Raw genomic sequence first — 24025 nt, 5'->3', positions numbered from 1 at the left:
GTCAGTCTCCCCAGGCCGGGGAGGTGGTCACAAGCACCGCGCGGTGGGCTCGCTCCGCGGTGCGTCCTTCAGCCGCCGCCCGCGATCTGGGCGGCGGCCTCGTGCATGGCCAGTTCGAGCAGCACCGGGTCGGTCAGGTGCCCGCTGCCGTCCGGCGGCACCAGCCACCGCACCCCTCCGGTCGCCCGGCCCGGGTACGGCACGACGATCCAGGTGCCGCGGCCCGCCGTCCGTACGCCGGTGGCCAGCCAGCGCGCCGCCGTGCCCGGCGGTACGAAGAACCCCATCCGGGAGTCGCCGAAGTCGGCGAGCACCGGGCCCGGCCGCTCCACGAGCCGGGTCAGCACGTCCAGGGTGGGGTAGCCGAGATCTCCGGTGAGGATCAGGACGTCCCACAGTTTCCCGGCGGGCAGCAGCGTGACCCCGAGGGGGTTGCGCTCCCACTCCCACCGGCAGCTCACCGGATCAACCGCCACCGACACCAGCCACTCGACCGCGCTTTTCGCACCGGTGCTGACCATGACCGGCTCCTCCGTTTCTTCCGCCCGACGACCGCTGTGGACGGTCGCTGTCATGGAAGAGAGCGGGTTGGGGGCCGATCATTACGCGGGTTTCGCTACTCATTGGTAGTGAAGTGGCTCACGCCACATGCCGGTTGTGCGCCGGGGGATCACCGCGGGTCCGCGCCAGGCGGCCCTAGCTGTCGAAGCCGAGCCCGGCGCGGTCCATCGCCTTCAGCCACAGATTGCGCCGCCCTCCCGACCGGTCGGCGCGGGCCAAGGACCACTGGGTGATGCCGATCCCGACGGTGGCCAGCGGTTCCGGCGGGAACGGCAGCGGCTTCCTGCGGACCATCTCCAGGCGGGTCCGCTCGGTCTCCTCCCCCGCCAGCAGGTCCAGCATCACGTCCGCGCCGAAGCGGGTGGCGCCCACGCCCAGCCCGGTGTACCCGGCCGCGTAGGCGACCCGGCCGCCGTACGCGGTGCCGAAGAAGGCGGAGAAGCGCGAGCAGGTGTCGATCGCGCCGCCCCAGGTGTGGGTGAAGCGGACGTCCTCCAACTGCGGGAAGCAGGTGCGGAAGTGCTCCGCCAGCTTCAGGAAGGTCTCGGGCCGCTGGTCGTACTCCGCGCGCATCCGGCCGCCGCGCGGATAGACCGCGTCGTAGCCGCCCCACAGGATCCGGTTGTCCGCGCTGAGCCGGAAGTAATGGAAGTGGTTGGCGCTGTCGCTCAGGCCCTGGCGGCCCTGCCAGCCGATCGCCGCGAGCCGCTGTTCGGTCAGCGGCTCCGTCATCAGCGCGTAGTCGTAGACCGGCACGGTGTAGGGGCGGGCCCGGCGGACCAGTGACGGGAAGACGTTGGTGCCGAGCGCCACCTGGCGGGCGGTCACCCTGCCGTACGGGGTGCGCACCCCCAGCGCCGTGCCGTAGGTGGCCAGGTCGCGGGCCGGGGTGCGCTCGTAGATCCGTACACCCGCGTCCGCGGCGGCGCGGGCCAGGCCCCAGGCGAGCTTGGCGGGGTGCAGCATGGCGACGCCGCGCCGGTTGTACAGGCCGCCGAGGAAGGTGGGCGAGTCGACTTCGGCGCGGACCTGGTCGCGGTCCAGCAGTTCCGCGTCCAGGCCGTGCTCGGCGCCTTCCTCGGCGGCCTCGCGCAGTTCGTCGTACTGGTGCGGCTCGGTGGCCACGTCGATCTCGCCGGTCCGCTCGAAGTCGCAGTCCAGGCCGTAGCGGGCGACGGCCTCCTCGATGGCGTCGAGATTGCGGTCGCCCAGCCGCTGGAGCGCGTCGAATTCGTCGGGCCAGCGGGCGAGTCCGTTGGCGGCGCCGTGGGTGAGGCTCGCGGCGCAGAAGCCGCCGTTGCGCCCGGAGGCGGCCCACCCGATCCTGTCCCCCTCGACCAGCACCACGTCCCGCAGCGGATCGCGCTCCTTGGCCAGCAGCGCGGTCCACAGCCCGCTGTAGCCGCCCCCGACCACCAGCAGGTCGCAGCTGTCGTGGCCGGTGAGCGCGGGGTGCGCCTGCGGCCTGCCGGGGTCGTCCAGCCAGTACGGTCGGGGCTCGGCCTCGGCGAGCGAGCGGGCTGCGTCCATGGTTCTCACACCTTCGTGATGCGCGGGTCTCCGTCGGGAAATACGGGGGCGGTACGGGTCAGGTGCGCGCCCTCCTGCGGCTGCTGCCGAGAAGCTGCCCGGCCAGTACGAGCAGCACCGCGATGACGAACATCGCCGTACCGATCACATTGACCTGGACGGGTGTGCCGCGCTGCGCGGAGCCCCACACGAACATCGGGAAGGTGACGGTGTTGCCCGCGTTGAAGCTGGTGATGATGTAGTCGTCGAAGGAGAGCGCGAAGGACAGCAGGGCGCCCGCCGCGATACCGGGCGCGGCCAACGGCAGGGTGATCCGCAGGAACGTCTGCGTCGGGGTGGCGTAGAGGTCCTGCGCGGCCTGCTCCAGACGGGGGTCCATGCTCATCACGCGGGCCTTGACGGCGACGACGACGAAGCTCAGGCAGAACATGATGTGCGCGATGAGGATCGTCCAGAAGCCGAACTGGATGCGCATGTTGAGGAAGAGGGTGCCCAGCGAGGCGCCCATCACGACCTCGGGCATCGCCATCGGCAGGAAGATCAGCATGTTGGTGGTGGCGCGGCCCCTGAAGCGGTAGCGGGCCAGCGCGAAGGCGGTCATCGTGCCGAGCACGGTGGCGCCGATGGTCGAGTAGACGGCCAGTTTCAGGCTGAGCGTGAGGGAGTCGCACATGCCCGCGACGTCGCAGGGGTGCTGCCAGGCGTCGGTGGAGAACCGCGTCCAGGTGTAGTTGTAGCGGCCGTTGGGCTTGTTGAAGGAGAAGAGCAGCACCACGAGGTTGGGCACGATCAGGTACGTCAGGGTGAGCACCCCGGCGATCACCACGAGGTTCTTGCGCAGCCAGCGGATCGGACGCATCAGACCAGTTCCTCCGTTCCCGCGCGGCGGACGTAGACCATGACGATCGCCAGGATGACCGCCATGAGGATGAACGACAGGGCGGCGGCCGTCGGGTAGTCCAGCACCCGCAGGAACTGCGACTGGATGACGCTGCCGATCATCTTCTGGTTGGTGGAGCCCAGCAACTCGGCGTTGATGTAGTCGCCGGAGGCCGGGATGAAGGTGAGCAGGGTGCCGGCCACCACGCCCGGCATGGACAGCGGGAAGGTCACCTTGCGGAAGGTGGTGAACGGGGTCGCGTACAGGTCGCCCGCCGCCTCGTGCAGCTTGCCGTCGACCCGCTCAAGGGACGTGTAGAGCGGCAGGATCATGAACGGCAGGAAGTTGTACGTGAGGCCGCAGACGACCGCCAGCGGGGTGGCCATCACCCGGTTGCCCTCGGTGATGCCGAGCGCGGACGTGACGTCCAGCAGGTGGATGTGGTTCAGGAACGACACCAGCGGGCTCTGGTCGGCGAGGATCGTCTCCCAGGCCAGGGTGCGGATCAGGAAGCTGGTGAAGAAGGGCGCGATCACCAGGATCAGCACCAGATTGCGCCAGCGTCCGGCCCGGAAGGCGATGGTGTACGCCAGCGGGTAGCCGATGCCCAGGCACAGCACGGTGGAGATGCCGGCGTAGACCAGCGATTTCACGAACTGCGGCCAGTACTCGTGGAAGGCGTCCCAGTACGTGGCGAAGTGCCAGGTCACCTTGAAGCCGTCGTCGAGCGAGCCGGTCTGCACCGAGGTCGACGCCTGGTAGACCATCGGGGCCACGAAGAAGACCAGCAGCCAGGCGACGCCCGCGAGCAGCAGCAGATACGGGATGCGCCGCCGTCTGCGGGCGGCCTTCTTCAGGGCGGCGGGCAGCGGGGCCGCCTCGGCCGGCGCCGACGGCCCGGTGACGGGCGCGGTCGCTGCGCTCATGCGGCGGCCTCCCCCTCGTCGGTGTCGGTACCGGCGTCGATGTCCTGGGCGGCGTCGAGGCCGAAGGTGTGCTCGGGGTTCCAGTGCAGGACGACGGGCGCGCCGGGCACCAGGCGGCCGTCGCGTTCCACGTTGGGCACGAAGACCTCCAGCTCCGGGCAGACCGGGCTGTCGATGACGTACTGCGTGGAGACGCCGATGAAGCTGGAGTCGACGATCCGGCCGCGCACCCGGTTGCGGCTCTCGGCTATCTCGTGCTCGTCGTCGCTGTGCGCCAGGGTGATCTTCTCGGGGCGGACCCCGGCCAGCACCCGGCCGCCGGTCGTCACGTCGACGCGACATCGGGCGGCGGGCAGGGTCAACTTCTGTCCGGCGGCGGTGAGCTGGAGTTCGCCGCCGCTGACGCCGGTCACCTCGGTCTCGATGAGGTTGGAGGTGCCGAGGAAGTTGGCGACGAAGGTGGAGGCGGGGTTCTCGTAGAGGTCGGCGGGCGCGCCCATCTGCTCGACGCGTCCGGCGTTCATCACCGCGACGGTGTCGGCCATCGTCATGGCCTCCTCCTGGTCGTGGGTGACGTGGATGAAGGTGATGCCCACCTCGGTCTGGATGCGCTTGAGTTCGAGCTGCATCTGGCGGCGCAGCTTGAGGTCGAGCGCGCCGAGCGGTTCGTCGAGCAGCAGCACCTGCGGCTGGTTGATCAGCGCGCGGGCCACGGCGACGCGCTGCTGCTGGCCGCCGGAGAGCTGGTGCGGCTTGCGGCGGGCGAGCGCGCCGAGCTGGACGAGGTCCAGCATGTCGCCGACCTGCTTCTTGACGGATTTGATGCCGCGGCGGCGCAAGCCGAAGGCGACGTTCTCGTAGACGTCGAGGTGCGGGAAGAGCGCGTAGTTCTGGAAGACGGTGTTGACCGGGCGCTTGTACGGCGGCAGGGCGGTGACGTCCCGGCCGCCGAGGCGCACGGAGCCGGAAGAGGGGTCCTCCAGGCCCGCGATCATGCGCAAGGTGGTGGTCTTGCCGCATCCGGAGGCGCCGAGCAGTGCGAAGAAGGAACCGGCGGGCACGGCGAGGTCCAGCGGCTGGACGGCGGTGAAGGAGCCGTAGGTCTTGCTGATCCCGGTGAGGCTGACGGCGTCGTCGGCTGGGGTCTTGGGGGTCGTCATGAGGTGTCCCGGAAGTCGTCGGGGAGTGCGGGCTGCTGGAGCGCCGGTCAGGCGCCGGTGAGCTTGGAGAACTTCGCCTCGTACCGGGTGTCCTCGTCCTCGCTGAGCGAGCGGAAGGCGTGCGACGTGGCGTTCATCTGGGCGTTCGGGATGATCAGCGGGTTGGTGGCGAGCGACGTGTCGATCTTGGCCAGTTCCTCGCGGACGCCCATCACCGGTGACACGTAGGTGGTGTAGGAGGCCAGTTCGGCCGCGATCCGCGGCTGGTAGTACCAGTCGATCAGCCGCTCGGCGTTGGTCTTGTGCCGCGCCTTGGCGGGGATCAGCAGATTGTCCGTGGAGGTCATGTAACCGGCGGCCGGGAAGGCGTACCCGATGTTCGGGTCGTCGAGCCTGAGCTGCACCAGGTCACCGGCCCAGGCGATACAGGCGGCGATGTCGCCCTTGCTGAGGCCGTCGGTGTACTCGCCGCCGGTGAACTTGCGGATCTGCCCCTTGTCCACCGCGCCCTGGATGCGGTTGAGCGCGGCGTCGTACTCGTCGTCGGTGACGGTCTCCGGCTTCTTGCCCATGTCGAGCAGCGTCATCCCGACGGTGTCGCGCATCTCGGAGAGCATGGCGGCCTTGCCCTTGAGCGCGGGGTCGTCCAGCAGTTGCGACACCGAGGTGACCTTGCGGCCCTTGGTGACCTTCTTGTTGTAGGCGATGCAGGTGGGGATGCCGGCCCAGGGGTAGGAGTAGGCGCGGCCGGGGTCCCAGTCGGGGCTGCGGAAGCGCTGTTCCAGGTTGGCGAAGGCGTGCGGCAGGTTCGAGGGGTCGAGCTTCTGGACCCAGCCGAGCCGGATCATCCGGCCGGCGAGCCAGTCGGTGAGCACCATCAGGTCGCGGCCGGTGTCCTGGCCCGCGGACAGTTGCGGCTTGATCTTGCCGAAGAACTCGACGTTGTCGTTGATGTCCTCGGTGTAGTCGACCTTGATGCCGGTGGCCTTGGTGAACTGGTCGAGGCTCGGGCGGTGCTTGCCGTCGTCGGTGACGTCGATGTACTGGTCCCAGTTGGAGAAGTTCACGACCTTCTCCTGCGCCGAGTGGTCGGTCGACGCCGTGGTGTCGCCCTTGCGGCCCGCGGCCGGGATGCCGCACGCCGTCAGTCCCGCCGTGGCGACGGTGCCCAGCCCCGCGGCGCGCAGCAGCGTCCGGCGGCCGAGGGCGCCGCGCCCGCCGGTCATGCTGCGGAGTATCGCCGCGCGCACCGGCGGGGACAGGGTCTCGTACTGCTCCATGGGTGGTGCCCTTCCGCTATCGGTCTCCGAAGACGGTGCGGTGCCAGTCCTTGCGCGCCACCGCGGTGTTGTCGAACATCACGTGCTTGACCTGCGTGTACTCCTCGAAGGAGTACGTGGACATGTCCTTGCCGAAGCCCGAGGACTTCGTTCCGCCGTGCGGCATCTCGCTGACGATCGGGATGTGGTCGTTGATCCAGACGCAGCCCGCGGTGATCTCCCGCGCGGCCCGCCCGGCCCGGTAGACGTCGCGGGTCCAGGCGGAGGCGGCCAGGCCGTACGGGGTGTCGTTGGCGTACGCCAAGCCCTGATCGTCGCTGTCGAACGGCAGCACCGCCAGTACCGGGCCGAAGATCTCCTGCTGGAGGGCCTCGCTGTGCTGCGGCGCGCCGGTGAGCAGCGTGGGCCGGTAGTACGCGCCCGCCGCGAGCCCGTCGCCGGGCGCCGCGCCGCCGGTGACGACGGTGGCGTACGTACGGGCCCGCTCGACGACGGCCGCGACGCGGTCGCGGTGCGCGAAGGAGATGAGCGGGCCGAGGTCGGTGGCCGGGTCGGCGGGGTCGCCGAGCCGTACGGTCGCCATCAGGTCGGCGACGGCGGACACGAACGCGTCGTACAGCGGGCGCTGGACGTAGGCGCGGGTGGCGGCGGTGCAGTCCTGGCCGCTGTTGATCAGGGCGGCGGCGACCGCGCCGTGCACGGCCGCGTCGAGGTCGGCGTCGTCGAAGACCACGAAGGGGGCCTTGCCGCCCAGTTCGAGGTGCAGGCGCTTGACGGTGCCCGCGGTGAGCCGGGCGATCCGGGTGCCGACGGCGGTGGAGCCGGTGAAGGACGTCATGGCGACGTCGGGGTGGGTGACCAGGTGCTCGCCCGGGCCCTGCCCCGTGCCGGTGACGATGTTCAGCACCCCGTCCGGGATTGCGGCCTCGGTGGCGGCCTCGGCGAACATCAGGGCGGTCAGCGGGGTCAGCTCCGACGGCTTGAGCACGATGGTGTTGCCCGCCGCGACCGCCGGGAGGATCTTCCACCCGGCCATCTGGAGCGGGTAGTTCCAGGGGGCGATGGAGCCGATGACGCCGACCGGCTCGCGGCGCACGTACGAGGTGTGGTCCGGGCTGTACTCGCCGGCCGCCTTGCCCTCCAGGTGGCGGGCGGCCCCGGCGAAGAACGCGGCGTTGTCCACGGTGCCCGGCACGTCGAATTCGGTGCTGAGCTTGATCGGCTTGCCGCACTGGAGGGTTTCGGCGCGGGCCAGTTCGTCGGCGCGCGCGTCGAGGGCGGCGGACAGCCGGTGCAGCGCGGCGGAGCGCTCACCGGGCGCGGTGGCCGCCCAGCCGGGCAGCGCGGCCTTCGCGGCGGCGACGGCGGCGTCCACGTCGGCGGGTCCCGCGGTGGCGTACGTCCACACCGTGCGGCCCGTCGCCGGGTCCACGACGGAGTGCGTGTCGCCGCTGCCGCCGGTTCGCGGGCGGCCGTCGATGTACTGGGCTCCGCCCGCGAACCGTTTCGCCACGTCCGTCACGTGGTCCATCACGTTCTCCTCGCCTCCGCGCCCACTCCTGGCGGCGTGGCCAAACTCTGGATTGATCGCCGATCCTGGCAGAGGAGCTGTCCTTCAACAAGTGATTCCGTTGTTGCCTTTTGGTTACGCGACGAATTCTGTGTGAATCCGGCCGTCGCGGCGATCCCCGGCAGCGTGAGCGGGTGACGACAGGGGGCCGTGGTGCGACGTCGGCCGTCCCCGCCCGCCGTCACGGCGCCGCCGCCCGCCGTCCCAGCGGCGTTTCCCGGTGCCGTTTACGATGAACCGCACCGATCGGACCCCTGGGAGGACCCCCGCATGCCCGACACCGCGCCCGGCTTCGGCTCCGGCCTCGACACCTTCATCGCCGGACTTCCGAAGGCCGAGTTGCATGTCCACCACGTCGGGTCCGCGTCACCGCGGATCGTCGCGGAACTGGCCGCCCGGCACCCGGACTCCGCGGTCCCCGCCGACCCCGCCGCCCTCGCCGACTTCTTCACCTTCAAGGACTTCGCGCACTTCATCCAGGTCTACCTGTCGGTGGTCGATCTGATCAGGGACGCCGAGGACGTACGGCTGCTCACCTTCGAGGTGGCCAGGGACATGGCGCGGCAGAACATCCGCTACGCGGAGCTGACCGTCACCCCGTTCAGCTCGACCCGGCGCGGCATCCACGAGCAGGCGTTCATGGAGGCCATCGAGGACGCGCGCAAGGCCGCGGAGTCCGAGCTGGGCGTGACGCTGCGCTGGTGCTTCGACATCCCCGGCGAGGCGGGTCTTGAGTCCGCCGAGCAGACGGCGCACCTGGCACTCGACCTGCGCCCCGAGGGCCTGGTCTCCTTCGGTCTGGGCGGACCGGAACTGGGCGTGCCGAGGCCGCAGTTCAAGCCGTACTTCGACCGGGCGCGCGCCGCCGGTCTGCACAGCGTGCCGCACGCGGGCGAGACGACGGGCCCCGAGACGATCTGGGACGCGATCAACGAACTGGGCGCGGAGCGCATCGGCCACGGCACCAGCGCGGTACGCGACCGGCGGCTGCTCGATCACCTGGCGGAGCAGCGCATCCCGCTGGAGGTCTGCCCGACCTCCAACATCGCCACCCGCGCGGTCGCCGAGATCGACCGGCACCCGATCAGGGAGATGATCGACGCGGGCGTGCTGGTCACGGTCAACAGCGACGACCCGCCGATGTTCGGCACCGACCTCAACACCGAGTACGCGGTCGCCGCCCGGCTGCTGGAGCTGGACCACACCGGGGTCGCGGCGCTCGCCAAGAACGCCGTCGAGGTCTCCTTCCTCGACCCGGCGGGCAAGCAGGCGCTGGCCGCCGAGATCGACGCGTACACGGCGGCGTGGCGGTGACCGTCGCGGTCTCCCACCGCGGCGACCCGTACCACGAGCGCGAGAACACCCTGCCCTCCGTGCGGTCGGCGCTGCTCAAGGGCGCGGGCGCGGTGGAGGTCGACGTGAAGCTGACCGCCGACGGCGTGCCGGTGCTGCTGCACGACGAGACGCTTGAGCGGCTGTGGAAGGTGCCGGAGGCGGTCGGCGACCTGTCGTTGAACGATGTCGTGGACCTCACCGGCGGCCGCGTGCCCACCCTGGCGGACGCCTTCGCCGAGCTGCTGCGGCACCCCGGCGGCTGCCGGATGATGCTGGACCTGACCTCGGTCGGCCAGGTGAAGGCGACCGTGGCCGCGGTGGCGGAGGCGGGCGTCGGCGACCGCGTCTACTACTGCGGCGGGCTCGGCGCGATGCTGACGGTGCGCGACCTGGACGCGTCGGCGGAGATCGCCATGACGTGGACGACGGTGGCCCCGCCGCCGCGCTCGCTCCTGGACGAGCTGGGGCCGCGGTGGATCAATCTGCGCTTCGGGCTGATCGACGCGACGACCGTGCGGTGGGCCGCGGACAACGGGCTGCTGGTCGGCGCGTGGACGGCGGACTGGCAGCGCAATATGACCCGGCTGCTCGACCTGGGCGTGGACGCGATCACCACGAACCGGCTGGACACCTTGCAGCGGCTGCTGCGGCGCCGCGCCTGACCGTCCCTCCCCCGCGGGCCCGCCCGCGGGGGAGGCCGGACGGCCGGCTCAGCCGTCCAGCGAGGTCATCACGTGCTTGATCCGCGTGTAGTCCTCGAAGCCGTAGCCCGACAGGTCCTTGCCGTACCCGGACCGCTTGAAGCCGCCGTGCGGCATCTCGGCGACCAGCGGGATGTGGGTGTTGATCCACACGCAGCCGAAGTCCAGCCGCTTGGACATCCGCATGGCGCGCCCGTGGTCCTTGGTCCACACCGAGGACGCCAGCGCGTAGTCCACGCCGTTGGCCCAGGCGACGGCCTGCTCCTCGTCGGTGAAGGACTGGACGGTGATGACGGGGCCGAAGACCTCGCGCTGGATGATCTCGTCGTCCTGCCGCAGCCCGGACACGACGGTCGGCGCGTAGAAGTAGCCGCGCTCGCCGACCCGGTGGCCGCCGGTCTCGACCTTGGCGTGCGCGGGCAGCCGCTCAATGAAGCCGCTGACCTGGGCGAGCTGGTTGGCGTTGTTCAGCGGCCCGTACAGCACGTCCTCGTCGTCCGGCAGGCCGGTCTTGGTCTCGGCGGCGGCCTTGGCGAGGGCCGCGGTGAACTCCGCGTGGATCGACTCCTGGACCAGGACGCGGGTGGCCGCGGTGCAGTCCTGCCCGGCGTTGAAGAATCCGGCGACGGCGATGTCCTCGACGGCCTTGGCGATGGCTGCGCTGTCCAGGTCCTCGAAGACCACGACGGGGGCCTTGCCGCCCAATTCGAGGTGGACCCGCTTGACGTCCTTGGCGGCCGATCCGGCGACCTCGATGCCCGCGCGTACCGAACCGGTGATGGAGGCCATAGCGGGCACCGGGTGCTCGACCATCGCCCGGCCGGTGTCCCGGTCGCCGCAGACGACGTTGAAGACACCCTTGGGGAGGATGCCGCCGAGGATCTCGGCGAGCAGCACGGTGGAGGCGGGCGTGGTGTCGGACGGCTTGAGGACGACGGTGTTGCCCGCCGCGATGGCCGGGGCGAACTTCCACACGGCCATCATCATGGGGTAGTTCCAGGGCGCGACCTGCGCGCAGACGCCGACCGGCTCGCGCCGCACGATGGACGTCATGCCCTCCATGTACTCGCCGGCCGAGCGGCCTTCGAGCATGCGCGCGGCGCCCGCGAAGAAGCGGATCTGGTCCACCATCGGGGGGATTTCCTCGCTGGCGGTCAGTCCGATCGGCTTGCCGGTGTTCTCGCTCTCCACCGCGATAAGCTCATCGGCGCGCGCCTCGATCGCGTCGGCGATCTTCAGCAGTGCCTTCTGCCGCTCCGACGGAGTGGCGTCGCGCCACGCGGGGAAGGCTGCCGCTGCGGCGGCCATCGCCGCGTCCACGTCGGCCGCGCCGGACAGCGGCGCGGTGGCGTACGCGTCGCCGGTCACCGGGCTGACCACCTCGGTGGTGCGGCCGTCCGCGGCGTCGCGGAACTCTCCGTCGATGTAATTGCGCAGAGTACGGAGTTCGGTCACGGCGCTTGCTCCCTGGTCGTACGAGTCCGGTGTCCACGGGCTGAGACGTTCCCCAGCTTAGCCGCAGGACTGCCGTATTCGACACACCCATCCCCCCTCAACAACCGATTCGGTACCACAGAGGGCCATCGGCGACGATTTTCATCGTGAAGGGCTTGCGCGACCGTCGACCTCTCCTGCACAGTGGGGCGCGTGGCCACTCGGGACAAGAACGGCGGAGCGCCGTCGATAGACGCGGTGTCGAACGCGATCATCGAACAGCTCCAGCAGGACGGACGCCGTCCGTACGCGACGATCGGCAAGGCCGTGGGCCTGTCCGAGGCGGCGGTGCGGCAGCGCGTACAGAAGCTGCTCGACCAGGGCGTCATGCAGATCGTCGCCGTCACCGACCCGCTCACCGTGGGCTTCCGGCGGCAGGCGATGGTCGGCATCAACGTGGACGGCGACATCGACCCGGTCGCCGAGACCCTGACCGCGCTGGACGAGGTCGACTACGTCGTCATCACCGCCGGTTCCTTCGACCTGATGGTGGAGATCGTCTGCGAGGACGACGACCACCTGCTGGACCTGGTGAACAAGCGAATCCGGGCGCTGCCCGGCGTCCGCTCCACCGAGACCTTCGTCTACCTCAAGCTGCGGAAGCAGACCTACACCTGGGGAACCAGATAGCCATGACCTCCACGAACCCCGCACCGTCCGCGACTGCCTCGGACTCCTCCAGGATCGCCCACGACCACCTGTGGATGCACTTCACCCGCATGTCGTCGTACGAGAACGCCCCCGTGCCGACCATCGTGCGCGGCGAGGGCACGTACATCTACGACGACCACGGCAAGCGGTACATCGACGGTCTGTCGGGGCTCTTCGTGGTCAACGCCGGTCACGGCAGGCACGAGCTGGCCGAGACCGCGTACAAGCAGGCCCAGGAGCTGGCCTTCTTCCCGATCTGGAGCTACGCGCACCCCAAGGCGATCGAGCTGGCCGAGCGGCTCGCGCACTACGCGCCCGGCGACCTCAACAAGGTCTTCTTCACCACCGGCGGCGGCGAGGCCGTCGAGACGGCCTGGAAGCTCGCGAAGCAGTATCACAAGCTGACCGGCAACCACACCAAGTACAAGGTGATCTCACGGGCCGTCGCCTACCACGGCACCCCGCAGGGCGCCCTGTCGATCACCGGGCTGCCCGCCCTGAAGGCCCCTTTCGAGCCGCTGGTCCCCGGCGCGCGCAAGGTGCCCAACACCAACATCTACCGCGCCCCGATCCACGGTGACGACCCCGAGGCGTTCGGCCGCTGGGCCGCCGACCAGATCGAGCAGCAGATCCTCTTCGAGGGCCCGGACACCGTCGCCGCCGTCTTCCTGGAGCCGGTGCAGAACGCGGGCGGCTGCTTCCCGCCGCCCCCCGGCTACTTCCGGCGCGTCCGCGAGATCTGCGACCAGTACGACGTCCTGCTCGTCTCCGACGAGGTCATCTGCGCCTTCGGGCGGCTCGGCACGATGTTCGCCTGCGACAAGTTCGACTTCGTGCCCGACATGATCACCTGCGCCAAGGGCATGACCTCCGGGTACTCCCCCATCGGCGCCTGCATCATCAGCGACCGGCTCGCCGAGCCCTTCTACAAGGGCAACAACACCTTCCTCCACGGGTACACCTTCGGCGGCCACCCCGTCTCGGCCGCCGTCGGCATCGCCAACCTCGACATCTTCGAGCGCGAGGGCCTCAACCAGCACGTCCTGGACAACGAGGGCGCGTTCTTCGACACCCTCAAGAAGCTCAACGACCTGCCCATAGTGGGCGACGTCCGCGGCAACGGCTTCTTCTACGGCATCGAACTCGTCAAGGACAAGGCCACCAAGGAGACCTTCACCGACGAGGAGACCGAGCGCGTCCTGTACGGCTTCCTCTCCAAGGAGCTGTACGCCGCCGGCCTCTACTGCCGCGCCGACGACCGCGGCGACCCCGTCGTCCAGCTCGCCCCGCCGCTCACCTCCGACCAGTCCCTCTTCAACGACATCGAGGCCATCCTGCGCAGCGTCCTGACCGAGGCGTGGACCAAGCTTTAACGCTTCCAGCGCGGTGCGTCGGCGTGGGACGCCAGCCCCGTGTTTTTAGGGGCGCGGGGAACTGCGCGGCCCCCCGGTGGTCCGGCGACAACCGAACTGCCCGCCGGGGCGGGTGGTGACCTGCGGGAGCGCTCCGGCGGGCCTTCAGGTAAGCGTCGGGGGCTTGTCACCCGGACGGGGGGCTCGCGGGGGACGCACGCCGTGCCTGCGGGCCGCGGGGGCTGACGGCGCCTAACCTCCCCGGAGGGGATTGGTTCGCGAACCGCGGAGGTAACGGCATGGTGGCCCCGCCGGACAATGACGTGTTGTGGGCCCGTTCGCTGCGCCACGCGCACGACGGGTCCCCCGCGCTGCTGGGTGTGTCGCTGGGCGTACGGCAGGGCGAGATCCTGGCCGTCGTGGGTCCGCGAGGCGCGGGCAAGTCGACGCTGCTGCGCTGCCTGTCGGGGCAGTTGGTGCCGGACGAGGGCGAGGTGTGGTTCAACAGCGCCCCGGTCCACACCCTCCCCGAGACAGCCAGGGACGAGCTGCGCAGGGACCGCTTCGGCTGGGTCGGCAGCACCTCACAACTGCTGCCCGAGTTGACGGCCTGGGAGAACGCGGCGCTGCCGCTGCTGCTGCGCGGCACCAAGTACCGCGCGGCCAGGGCCGCGGCGCAGGAGTGGCTGGACCGGCTCGACATCGGGGCCGCCGCCCGCAAGCGCCCGGCCGAACTCCTCCAGGCCGAGCGGCAGCGGATCGCGGTGGCCCGCGCCCTGGTCACCACCCCGGAGATCGTCTTCGCCGACGACCCTGGCGCGCCGCTCCACCGCCCCGACCGCGCCCTGGTGATGCGGACCCTCACCAGCGCGGCCCGTTCGCACGGCATCACCGTCGTGCTCAGCGCCTGCGACCACGACATCGCGCCCTTCGCGGACCGCGTGATCCCGCTGCTCGACGGCCGGGTCAACGCCGCGATGCCCGCGCAGGAGCGGGATTCCGAGCCGACCACAACGACGACGACGCGGGCCGCGTCCGTATGACCTTGACTGTCCACACCGCCCGTGCCCTTACGGGTGCCCGTTCCGGCGGGGCCGGTGCCGTGGCCATGGCTCGTGCGGGGCGGCGGCCGGTGTCGGAAGGGAGCCGGGCGTGCTGAGTCTTCGTGTCGTACGCGGGGCGCGGTACACCGCGCTGCTGCGGTGGGTGCTGGTCGCCGCCGCGTCGGCGGCCACCGGACTGCTGCTGCTGGCCGCGCTGGGATACGCCCTCGGGCACCCGCACCGGCCGGCCGACGCCGCCGCGCGGCTGGCGTGGTGCGCGCTGCCGGTCGTGGTGACCGTGCAGTTCGCGGTGGCCGCGGGGCGGGCGGTGCCCGCGCGGTGGCCGCGGCCCGGACTGGCCGCGGTGGGCCTCGGCCGGGTCGGCGTGGCCCTGCTCGCCACGTCGGCGACCGCCCTGACCTGCGCGGTCGGCAGCGCGGTGGCCCTGCTGGCATTTCTGCACCTGCGCGGCGACCTGACGGGCGCGCTGCCCTTCCACGGCGCCGCCTCGGATCTCCTCGGCGGCGGCGAACAAGTGCCGCTCGCGGGTGCGTTGACGCTGCTCGCGCTGGTCCCGGTGAGCGCCGCCGTCATCGGCGCGGCCCAGTTGTGGCCACCGCGCACCGTCTCCACCGCGCCCGCCCCCGCGGCCCGCAAGGTCTCCGCGGCCGATCCGCCCGGCGGCCTGCCCTGGGGCGTCGCCCTGACCGCCGTCGGGCTCGCCGCCGAGGCGGCCGCGCCGCACGGCCACGAGGTGCCGCTGCCCGGCGGTCTCGGCTCCATCGCGCCGCTCGCGCTCGGCGGCTGGGTCGTCGCCACCGCGGGCATGGTCCTCGCGGGGCCCGGCCTCGTGCACGCCTGCGGACGGCTGCTCGCCGCCTTCCGCCCCGGCGCGCTCCGGCTGCTCGCCGGACGCGCCCTCCAGGAGGAGGCCGGTGCGATCGGCCGCCCGCTCGGCGCCCTGTGCGCCACCGCCGCCGCGGCCCTTGCCGTGTACGACCTGCACCGCGGCGGCGCCCGCCCCTTCGGCCCCCTCACCGCCCTGGCCGGTGTCCTGATCGTGGTGTGCGTGCTGGCCACCGCGGGCACCGCGCTGCTGGAGGCCCGCCGCGGCCGCGAGCCCGCGATGGCCGCCCTGCGCCAGGTCGGCGCCTCCCCCGCGCTCCTGCGCGGCGCGGTCGCGCTGCGGGCGGGCGTCCTGCTGGCCGCCGCCGTCCCCCTCACGGCCCTGGTCGCCGTACTCACCACCGTCCCGCCGGGCCGGTGAGCCGCACCGAGGACTATCGTTCAGCCGTGCCCGCCGACATCCCGCCCGCAGCGCCCGACATTCCTCCAACTCCCGGACGGAACAGGGAAGTCGAGTCGCTGGCCGCATTCGACCAGGTCGCCCTGAGCGGTTCCTTCGCCGGATACCGCGTACAGGCGGTCGACCTGACCGACCGTACGTTCGCGCTCCTCGTCACCGACACCTCGCAGGCCGTCTTCCTCGGCTGCCCGATGGAGCCGCAGGCCCTCGCCCATGTGCGCGCGGGCGGCGCGCTGGTCTTCCCGCCCGTCCCCGACCTGCCCTTCGACCCGTACCGGGGCGCGCTCTACAGCCCCGACGAGCTGTACGCGGGCCTCGACGAGGACGGTTACGAGCGGACGCCGGACGCCCGTACGTACGCCTGGGCGCGCTCGGCCGCGGCGGACGGCGACATACTCGCCTCGATGCTGCGCTCGATCCACGACGACGCCGTGTCCGACGCCCTCGACGAGCGCCTGCGCGGCCTCAGCGTGGTCGGCGTCATGGGCGGACACGCCATGGAGCGCGGCTCCGACGCCTACGCGGGCGCCGCACGGCTCGGCCGCGACCTCGTCAGGGCCGGGCACACCGTCGCCACCGGCGGCGGCCCCGGCGCGATGGAGGCCGCCAACTTCGGCGCCTACGCCGCGCCCTACGACGACCTGATGCTCCGCAAGGCTCTCGCCGTCCTGGCCGGCGTCCCGTCCTTCGCGCCCTCCGTCGGCGACTGGGCCCGTACCGCCTTCGAGGTCCGCGACCGCTGGCCGGACGGCGGACCCTCCTACGGGCTGCCCACCTGGTTCTACGGCCACGAGCCGCCGAACGCCTTCGCCTCCGGCATCGCCAAGTTCTTCGCCAACGCGACCCGCGAGGACGGGTTGCTCTCGCGCTGCACCGGCGGGGTCGTCTTCCTCCCCGGCGCCGCCGGGACCGTCCAGGAGATCTTCGACGCCGCCACCCCCAACTACTACTCCTCCCGAGGGGTTCCCGTTCCCCTCGTCCTCGTCGACCGACTCCACTGGACCACCACCCTCCCCGCCTGGCCCCTCCTCACCGCCCTCGCCTCCGGCCGCCCCATGTCCCCCCTCCTCACCCTCGTCGACTCCGTCGCGGAAGTCCCCGCCGCCCTGTCCAAGTTGACCTCCCCCTAGAACGGCTCTCTGACCGAGGCGGTCAGCCGATCCTCTTCGGCGGCACTGCCCGAGGCCCTCAGCCGGTCTTTTAAGGAGCGCTGGGGCACCTCCCGGCCGGAGGCTGGGGAGGAACTGCGCGACCAGCCACGACGAGGCCGCACGTCACCACCGGCCCCGGCGGGGCAGATCGGTTGTCGTCGGACCACCGGCCGGTGGTGGGTTGATCGCGCAGTTCCCCGCGCCCCTAAAGGACCGGCCTACCCCCCATGGCAAAAGGACCGTCCGGAGCACCGCCCCTAGGCGCGGTGGGGGTCCTCCGCGAGGAGGACGACCTCTTCGGGGGCGAAGGTCACGGCGACCTCGGCACCGACCTCGGGTGCCGCCCGCCAAGGGCACCCGGCTTCGAGGCGCGGCCCCGCCTCCGGCGCCAGGACGAGCGTGATGTGGTCACCACGAAAGGTGCGGGCGACGACGGTGCAGCGAAGCCCGGACTCGGGTCCGGTGAGGCGCACCCCGGCGGGCCGGATGAGCAGGTGGCAGGGCCCCTGCGGGGTGCCGGAGGGCACCGGCACCTTCCCCCACGGCGTATCGGCGAAGCCACCCCCGACGCTGGCGTCCACGATGTTGTCGAAGCCGAGGAAGCGGGCCACGAAGGGCGACACCGGCCGCTGCCAGACCTCAAACGGCGTACCGGCCTGCGCGATGCGCCCGTCGCGCATCACCACGACCCGGTCCGCGAGGGCGAACGCCTCGCTCTGGTCGTGCGTGACGGCCAGGACCGTCGTCCCCAGGCGACGGAAGAGTTCGCGCAGCTCCACGACGAGCCGTTCGCGCAGCGCCCGGTCGAGCTGCCCCAGCGGCTCGTCGAGCATGAGCAGCCGCGGCTCGGGGGCGAGGGCGCGGGCCAGGGCGACCCGCTGCTGCTCCCCGCCGGAGAGCGTGGCGACCCCGCGCCCGCCCGCGCCGGGCAGCCCGACGAGGTCGAGCAGTTCGCGTACCCGCTCCTCGCGCCGCTCGCGCGGCACCTTGTGCATGCGCGGCCCGAAGGCGACGTTGCCGCCGACGTCGCGCTGCGGAAAGAGCTGGTGGTCCTGGAACATCAGGCCGACGCCGCGCCGGTGCGCGGGAACGCCCGCCTGGTCGGCGCCGTCGAGCAGCACCCGTCCGCCGTCCAGTGGCTGGAGTCCGGCGACGGCCCGCAGCAGCGTGGACTTGCCGCTGCCGCTGGGCCCGAGCACGCACACCGTCTCGTGCGCGGCCACCTCCAGCGTGACGGCGTCCAGCGCGGCCCGCGCGCCGAACCGTACGGTGGCGTCCTCGACTCGCAGCAGCGTCATCAGAACTCTCCGGGGGAGGGGTCGGCGCCCCGGCCGCGCGGGCGCAGATTCTCCAGCACCAGCAGCGACGCGGCGCAGACCAGCATGAGGATGGTGCTCAGTGCCATGGCCTGGCCGTACGTGGACGGGCCCGCGCGGCCGAGCAGGCGGGCGACGGCGACCGGGAGGGTGGGGCTGTCGGGGCGGGCGATGAAGACGGTGGCGCCGAACTCGCCGAGCGACACGGCGAAGGCGAAGCCTGCGGCGACGGCCAGCGCCCGCCCGACGAGCGGGAGTTCGACCTCGCGCCAGACCCGTAGCGGGGACGCGCCGAGCACCGCGGCGGCCTCCCGCAGTCGGTCGTCCACGGCGCGCAGCACCGGCAGCATGACGCGTACGACGAACGGCACACCGACCAGCGCCTGGGCGAGCGGCACCAGGATCCAGGAGGACCGCAGGTCGAGCGGCGGCTCGTCGAGGGTGATCAGGAAGCCGAAGCCGACGGTGACAGCGGAGGTGCCGAGCGGCAGCATCAGCAGCGCGTCGAAGCCGCGGACCAGCCGTCCCGCCCTGCGGACCAGGGCCGCGGCCGCGAGCCCGCCGACCGTCAAGGCGATGACGGTGGCGACGGCGGCGTACCGCAGCGAATTCCAGACCGTCTCCAGCGGGGCGACGGTGAAGGTGCCGCCGCTCCGGCCCGAGCCGATGGAGCCGAGCGAGCGGTAGAAGGCGAAGCCGTAGCCGTCGGGGCCGTCCAGCGAGCGGGCGACGAGCACGCCGAGCGGCAGCAGGATCAGCAGCGCGATGACGGCGAGCACTCCGGCGAGCAGCGTCCGCTCCCCCCTGCCGCGCGGCCGGTGCGCGGTGGTGGCCGCGTCGACCAGCCGCAGCGTGGACTCCCGGCGGCGTACGGTCCAGGCGTGCACGGCGAGGATCGCGGCGACGGCGGCGAATTGCAGCAGGGTCAGCACGGCGGCGGTCGGCAGGTCGAGGAGTTCCGCGGTCTGCCGGTAGATCTCCACTTCGAGGGTGGAGTACAGCGGGCCGCCGAGGATCTGGATCACGCCGAAGGAGGTGAAGGTGAACAGGAACACCATCAGCCCGGCGGCGGCCACCGAGGGGCCGAGCGCCGGCAGCGTGACCCGGCGCCAGGCGGCGAGCCGGCTCGCGCCGAGCATCCGCGCGGCCTCTTCCTGGCGCGGGTCGAGCTGCGCCCACAGGCCGCCGACGGTGCGGACGACCACCGCGTAGTTGAAGAAGACGTGCGCGATGAGGATCGCCCACACGGTGGTGTCCAGGCGGACGCCCCACAGTGAGTCGGTGAAGCCGCCGCGGCCGAGCAGCGCGAGGAAGGCCGAGCCGGCGACCACGGTCGGCAGCACGAAGGGCACGGTGACGACGGTCCGCAGCAGCCGCTTGCCGGGGAAGTCGAGCCGCGCGAAGACGTACGCGCCGGGCAGGGCGACGGCCAGGGTCAGCGCGGTGGACGCGGCGGCCTGCCAGCAGGTGAACCACAGCACGTGCCGGATGGAGCCGTCGCCGAGGACGTCGCCGATCCGGCCGAGCTGCCACCGGCCGCCCTGGTGCAGGCCGCGGCCGACGATGGAGACCACGGGGTAGGCGAAGAACACCCCGAAGAAGGCGGCGGGCACGGCCATCAGGGCGAGCCGGACCGCGGTGCCGCGACCGGGTACCAGCGACCGGCCCTTGCCGCGTACCGCCGGTGCCGTGCCGGGCATGTCCGCCGTGCCGCTCGTGTCCGTCGTATCGGCCTGGCCCGACGTATCGGCCGTGTCCGTCTTTTCGGCCCCGGGCGTCACTTGAGGACGATCGACGACCATGCCTTGACCCACTCGTCGCGCTGGGCGGCGATCTTGTCGGGCGCCAGCGTCTTCGGGTCGGTGATCTTCGCGCCGTATTTGGTGAACACCTCGGGCTCGGTGGCGTCCTTGCGCACCGGGTCGACGTACATCTGGAGGGGCATGTCCTCCTGGAAGGTCCTGCTCAGCAGGAAGTCGATCAGTGCCTGGCCGCCCGCGGTGTTCTTCGCGCCGTGCAGCAGCCCGGCGAATTCGATCTGCCGGAAGCAGGTGCCGGTGGAGACCCCGGTCGGGGACTGGGCGGGCGCGGGGGTGACGCCGACGACCTCGGCGGGCGGGCTGGACGCGTACGACACGACCAGCGGCTTGTCACCCTTGGCCTTCTTGCCTGCCGAGGAGCCGGAGAAGCGGTCGTTGTACGCCTGCTCCCAACCGTCCACGACCTCGACGCCGTTGGCCTTGAGCTTCTTCCAGTACGACTGCCAGTCGGAGTCCCCGTAGGCGGCGGCGCTGCCGAGCAGGAAAGCCAGACCGGGCGAGGACGTCGCGGCGTTCTCGGTGACCAGCAGGTTCTTGTACTCCGGCTTGACCAGATCCGCGAAGGTGGCGGGCGGGGCCAGCTTGTGCGCGGCGAAGTACGCCCGGTCGTAGTTGACGCAGACGTCGCCGGAGTCGATGGGCGTCACCCGGTGCTTGGCCGCGTCGAGTTGGAGGTCGGCGGGCACCTGGTCGAGGCCCTTGGCCGCGTACGGGGTGAACAGGCCGTTGTCGAGCGCGCGGGACAGCAGCGTGTTGTCGACGCCGAAGAAGACGTCGCCCTGCGGGTGGTCCTTGGTGAGGATCGCCTGGTTGACGGCCGCGCCCGCGTCTCCGCCGCGCAGCACCTTGACCGTGTAGCCGGTCTCCTTGGTGAAGTCCTTGAGCACGGCGTCGGACGCCGCGAAGGAGTCGTGGCTGACCAGCGTCACGGTCTTGGACGTGCTGCCGCCGCTGGTCTTGGTGCCGCCCGAGTCGCTGCCGCACGCGGCGAGCGCGGTGGCGCCGACCGTGGCCAGGACGAGCGCGCCGATGGCACGCCGACGGATGGTGTTCATCTGTGCAGACTCCCTACGCCGGTATGACCCGGATCAGGTCCGAGGGTCTGCGGTCTCGTGGGCCGCACTCTCAGCGCCGTCTCAGGCGCTCCCCTGTCGGAATGTTCACTTGTACGTACTTGTGTGATTGCACGAGCACGATAGCAGCAGGTGCGAAAGGGCTGGTCAGCGCCGGGCCCTTAAAGTTGCTCGTCCTTTGAGCGCCTCGCCCTTTGAGCGCCTGGCCCTTTGAGCGCCTGACCCTCAAAGCGCCCGGCGCTTCAGCGCTCCGAGGCCGCGAGCTGGCCGCACGCGCCGTCGATCTCCTGGCCGCGGGTGTCCCGTACGGTCACGGGCACGCCGTGGGACTCGAGCGCGGCGACGAACGCCCGCTCGTCCTCCGGCCGGGAGGCCGTCCACTTGGAGCCGGGCGTGGGGTTGAGCGGGATCAGATTGACGTGCACCCGGTGGTTCTTCAGCATCCGGCCGAGCCGGTCCGCGCGCCACGCCTGGTCGTTGATGTCCCGGATCAGCGCGTACTCGATGGAGATCCGGCGGCCGGAGACCTCGGCGTAGTGCCAGGCCGCGTCCAGCACCTCGCGGACCTTCCAACGGGTGTTGACCGGCACCAGGGTGTCGCGCAGCTCGTCGTCGGGCGCGTGCAGCGAGACCGCGAGGCGGCACTTCAGCCCCTCGTCGGCGAACCGGTAGATGGCCGGGACCAGGCCGACCGTGGAGACGGTGATGCCGCGCTGCGACAGGCCGAGGCCGTCCGGCTCCGGGTCGGTGAGGCGGCGGATCGCGCCGATCACGCGCTTGTAGTTGGCCAGCGGCTCGCCCATCCCCATGAAGACGATGTTCGACAGCCGCGCGGGCCCCCCGGGCACCTCTCCGTCGCGCAGGCTCTTCATGCCCGCGACGATCTGGTGCACGATCTCGGCGGTGGACAGATTCCGGTCGAGACCGGCCTGCCCGGTCGCACAGAACGGGCAGTTCATGCCGCAGCCCGCCTGCGAGGAGATGCACATCGTGACCCGGTCCGGGTACCGCATCAGCACCGACTCGACGAGCGTCCCGTCGAACAGCTTCCACAGCGTCTTACGGGTGTCCCCGTCATCGCACGACGCGTGCCGCACCACCGTCATCAGCTCCGGCAGCAGGTCCTCCGCCAGCTTCCCCCGCGCCGCGGCCGGAATGTCCGTCCACGCCGCCGGATCGTCGGCGTACCGCGCGAAGTAGTGCTGCGACAGTTGCTTCGCCCGGAACGGCTTCTCCCCGAGCGCGGCCACCGCCTCCCGCCGCTCGACGGGAGTGAGGTCGGCAAGGTGCCGCGGCGGCTTCTTGGCCCCACGCGGCGCGGCAAAAGTGAGTTCTCCGGGTACAGGCATGATGTCTCCGAGTGTCCCACAGTCGCGCTAGCAGCCTGCTCAGAGCGCCTTGAGACTGGCCACCGTTGGGCATCATTGGTCATCGTTGGCCACCCTCGTACGGCCCACAGACGGCCCGGAATGCGGGTGAGGCGGGCCGGTGAGGCAACGGTGAGGTGGTGAGTTCTCACTGCCCACCTCACCGGGCAGCCTCACTGGGGATGACCTGCGTGAATGATGCTCTGGTGACCCTGGTGACCCTCGTGAAGCAGGCACGGCAGGAGCCGAAAACACGCCCTACCAACGGGGCTCGCCTCCCTCACTGAGCATGCCGGGCCGGGGTGTGGGGGGGTGCCCCCCGGAAGTCCGCTACATCCGCTATGCCGCTACATCGCAGGTCAGGGGTGGGTTTTCTGTAGCAGACGGCCGGGGGGTAGCGGACAGGTCCCGCTACGCGGGCCGGGCCCTGGCCCTCTTCCGTCAGGTCCGCTACTTCCGCTACTTCCGCTACCGCCCTGGTCAGGGGCATGATCGCGGTAGCGGAGGGGGGGCCGGGTAGCGGATAGGTCCGCTACCGGGCGCGGGTCACTGATCAAGGGCAGGAAGGACGCCCTTCGGGCGGCGACCTTCGGCGCACCACCCCCGGTGGGAGCTCCGGCCGGAACGGCGGACCCGAGGCGGGCGGTATGGCTTTTACCTCGGGTCGGTGCCGATCGCACATGGCCGACTACGCCTGGCCCCTCGCCCCCCCTGAAACGCCGCCTGAACCAATCCCCGGCGGCCGCAGACCAGTACGGGCAAGAAGAGCACGCCGGGCGAGATGGGTGCTCTTCTCGCTGTTCGGCACTGGCACTACTACAGACACCCCCTCCCTTGTCTTAAGAGAGAAATCCTGCGTCACCTGCGTCACTGCGTCACCGCACGCCGGTTGACCTGCGGGAACCCGGTGACGCAGACTGCGGGCCCTGCGTCACCTGCGTCACCGCGTTCGTCACCGGTGACGCAGGGGTGACGCACACCTCTAGCGCTGCGTCACCCGAAACCGCAGGTCACAGACCCGAATGACGCAGGTGACGCTATGACGCAGAAATCCGCACCTAGGACAGGCACGGCCGGGGTCGAGCTCTGACCGGACAGCCCGGACCGGCACGACCACGGCACAGGCGGCTTTTCAGGGGGCGAGGGGCCGGGCGCAGTCGGCCGGGCGCGACCCGCGCCGGGCCGACGTGAGGCTCTTAGGCGGGGGCCACCAGGTGCCACCAGCGCGAGCAAGAGGAGCACGCCTCGCACCGGGCTCTTCTCGCTCTGTGTGTGTACTACAACAAACACCCCCTCTTTGTCCTAAGTAGGAAGACGCTGCGTCATGTGCGTCATGAACGCCAGAAAACGTGGCCTGACCTGCGGTGAAGACCATGACGCAGACGGAAAGCCCTGCGTCATGCTGCGTCATGTGGGGGCTGGTGCAGGGGCGGGTGACAGGTTGGGTCACGCGGCCTGGTAGGCCGGTGTGGTCATGACGGTCTCGTATTCGATGGGGGTGAGCCGGCC

The 24025-nt window shown here is 71.2% G+C and carries 19 protein-coding genes and 1 riboswitch; of the genes, 7 read left to right on the top strand and 12 right to left on the bottom strand.

Features of this window, described 5'->3' with window-relative positions; translation table 11 throughout:
• Positions 1–68 precede the first annotated feature (68 nt).
• The 7 genes from ACFZBB_RS33575 to ACFZBB_RS33545 form a co-directional block, all read right to left on the bottom strand.
• The gene (locus ACFZBB_RS33575) at positions 69–521 is read right to left on the bottom strand and encodes a hypothetical protein (RefSeq protein WP_355346550.1); all 453 of its coding nucleotides are present in this window, start codon (positions 519–521) and stop codon (positions 69–71) included.
• A 175-nt stretch (positions 522–696) separates the two neighbouring features.
• Entirely contained in the window at positions 697–2091 is a 1395-nt protein-coding gene (locus ACFZBB_RS33570; protein ID WP_391130638.1) for an FAD-dependent oxidoreductase, read from the bottom strand.
• A gap of 58 nt (positions 2092–2149) precedes the next feature.
• Positions 2150–2950, bottom strand: a complete 801-nt coding sequence (locus ACFZBB_RS33565; protein ID WP_188280861.1) for an ABC transporter permease — start codon at positions 2948–2950, stop codon at positions 2150–2152.
• Complete coding sequence (locus ACFZBB_RS33560) at positions 2950–3897, bottom strand: ABC transporter permease subunit (RefSeq protein ID WP_391130635.1); 948 nt, start codon at positions 3895–3897, stop codon at positions 2950–2952. The genes ACFZBB_RS33565 and ACFZBB_RS33560 overlap by 1 nt, the downstream gene beginning before the upstream one ends.
• Positions 3894–5057, bottom strand: a complete 1164-nt coding sequence (locus tag ACFZBB_RS33555) for an ATP-binding cassette domain-containing protein (RefSeq protein ID WP_391130632.1) — start codon at positions 5055–5057, stop codon at positions 3894–3896. The genes ACFZBB_RS33560 and ACFZBB_RS33555 overlap by 4 nt, the downstream gene beginning before the upstream one ends.
• Positions 5058–5104: 47 nt before the next feature.
• Complete coding sequence (locus tag ACFZBB_RS33550) at positions 5105–6337, bottom strand: extracellular solute-binding protein (protein WP_391130629.1); 1233 nt, start codon at positions 6335–6337, stop codon at positions 5105–5107.
• A 16-nt stretch (positions 6338–6353) separates the two neighbouring features.
• Positions 6354–7868 carry an aminobutyraldehyde dehydrogenase gene (locus ACFZBB_RS33545; RefSeq protein ID WP_391130625.1) on the bottom strand — a complete coding sequence of 505 codons (1515 nt, stop codon included), beginning with the start codon at positions 7866–7868 and terminating at the stop codon, positions 6354–6356.
• A gap of 309 nt (positions 7869–8177) precedes the next feature.
• Here ACFZBB_RS33545 and ACFZBB_RS33540 point away from each other — a divergent pair, with 309 nt between their 5' ends.
• The gene (locus ACFZBB_RS33540; protein WP_391130622.1) at positions 8178–9221 is read left to right on the top strand and encodes an adenosine deaminase; all 1044 of its coding nucleotides are present in this window, start codon (positions 8178–8180) and stop codon (positions 9219–9221) included.
• Complete coding sequence (locus tag ACFZBB_RS33535) at positions 9212–9904, top strand: glycerophosphodiester phosphodiesterase family protein (protein ID WP_391130619.1); 693 nt, start codon at positions 9212–9214, stop codon at positions 9902–9904. Before ACFZBB_RS33540 ends, ACFZBB_RS33535 begins: the two co-directional genes overlap by 10 nt.
• A gap of 48 nt (positions 9905–9952) precedes the next feature.
• Here ACFZBB_RS33535 and ACFZBB_RS33530 read toward each other — a convergent pair whose 3' ends face one another.
• Positions 9953–11398, bottom strand: a complete 1446-nt coding sequence (locus ACFZBB_RS33530; protein WP_391130616.1) for an aminobutyraldehyde dehydrogenase — start codon at positions 11396–11398, stop codon at positions 9953–9955.
• A gap of 192 nt (positions 11399–11590) precedes the next feature.
• Between ACFZBB_RS33530 and ACFZBB_RS33525 the strand changes: the two genes are divergently transcribed.
• From ACFZBB_RS33525 to ACFZBB_RS33505, 5 genes are all read left to right on the top strand, one after another.
• Positions 11591–12067 carry an Lrp/AsnC family transcriptional regulator gene (locus ACFZBB_RS33525; RefSeq protein WP_355346522.1) on the top strand — a complete coding sequence of 159 codons (477 nt, stop codon included), beginning with the start codon at positions 11591–11593 and terminating at the stop codon, positions 12065–12067.
• Positions 12068–12069: 2 nt separating this feature from the next.
• Positions 12070–13461: an aspartate aminotransferase family protein gene (locus tag ACFZBB_RS33520; RefSeq protein ID WP_391130613.1), complete on the top strand. Its 1392-nt coding sequence runs from the start codon at positions 12070–12072 to the stop codon at positions 13459–13461.
• Between the two features lie 278 nt (positions 13462–13739).
• On the top strand, positions 13740–14483 hold the full coding sequence (locus ACFZBB_RS33515; RefSeq protein ID WP_391130611.1) for an ATP-binding cassette domain-containing protein: 744 nt from the start codon (positions 13740–13742) through the stop codon (positions 14481–14483).
• Positions 14484–14592: 109 nt separating this feature from the next.
• The gene (locus tag ACFZBB_RS33510; RefSeq protein WP_391130608.1) at positions 14593–15750 is read left to right on the top strand and encodes a hypothetical protein; all 1158 of its coding nucleotides are present in this window, start codon (positions 14593–14595) and stop codon (positions 15748–15750) included.
• Between the two features lie 26 nt (positions 15751–15776).
• A complete protein-coding gene (locus ACFZBB_RS33505) occupies positions 15777–16919 on the top strand; it encodes an LOG family protein (RefSeq protein ID WP_391130605.1) in 1143 nt (380 codons plus the stop codon).
• Between the two features lie 278 nt (positions 16920–17197).
• On the opposite strand, the gene ACFZBB_RS33500 is transcribed toward ACFZBB_RS33505, so the two are convergent.
• The 4 genes from ACFZBB_RS33500 to rlmN form a co-directional block, all read right to left on the bottom strand.
• Positions 17198–18238, bottom strand: a complete 1041-nt coding sequence (locus ACFZBB_RS33500; RefSeq protein ID WP_391130602.1) for an ATP-binding cassette domain-containing protein — start codon at positions 18236–18238, stop codon at positions 17198–17200.
• Positions 18238–19956: an ABC transporter permease subunit gene (locus ACFZBB_RS33495; protein ID WP_391130670.1), complete on the bottom strand. Its 1719-nt coding sequence runs from the start codon at positions 19954–19956 to the stop codon at positions 18238–18240. The genes ACFZBB_RS33500 and ACFZBB_RS33495 overlap by 1 nt, the downstream gene beginning before the upstream one ends.
• 77 nt (positions 19957–20033) lie before the next feature.
• A complete protein-coding gene (locus tag ACFZBB_RS33490; RefSeq protein ID WP_391130599.1) occupies positions 20034–21131 on the bottom strand; it encodes a thiamine ABC transporter substrate-binding protein in 1098 nt (365 codons plus the stop codon).
• Positions 21125–21236, bottom strand: a riboswitch (TPP riboswitch). It overlaps the preceding gene by 7 nt.
• Before the next feature lie 155 nt (positions 21237–21391).
• Positions 21392–22498 (bottom strand): 23S rRNA (adenine(2503)-C(2))-methyltransferase RlmN, encoded by a 1107-nt coding sequence (gene rlmN / locus ACFZBB_RS33485; protein WP_355346501.1) that lies wholly within the window; start codon positions 22496–22498, stop codon positions 21392–21394.
• Between the last annotated feature and the right edge of the window lie 1527 nt (positions 22499–24025).

It is taken from the genome of Streptomyces sp. NPDC008139 (assembly GCF_042957025.1).
GTDB lineage: Bacteria > Actinomycetota > Actinomycetes > Streptomycetales > Streptomycetaceae > Actinacidiphila.
The sequence above is the reverse complement of the archived record's forward strand: the minus strand, read 5'-3'. Positions and strand labels throughout refer to the sequence as shown.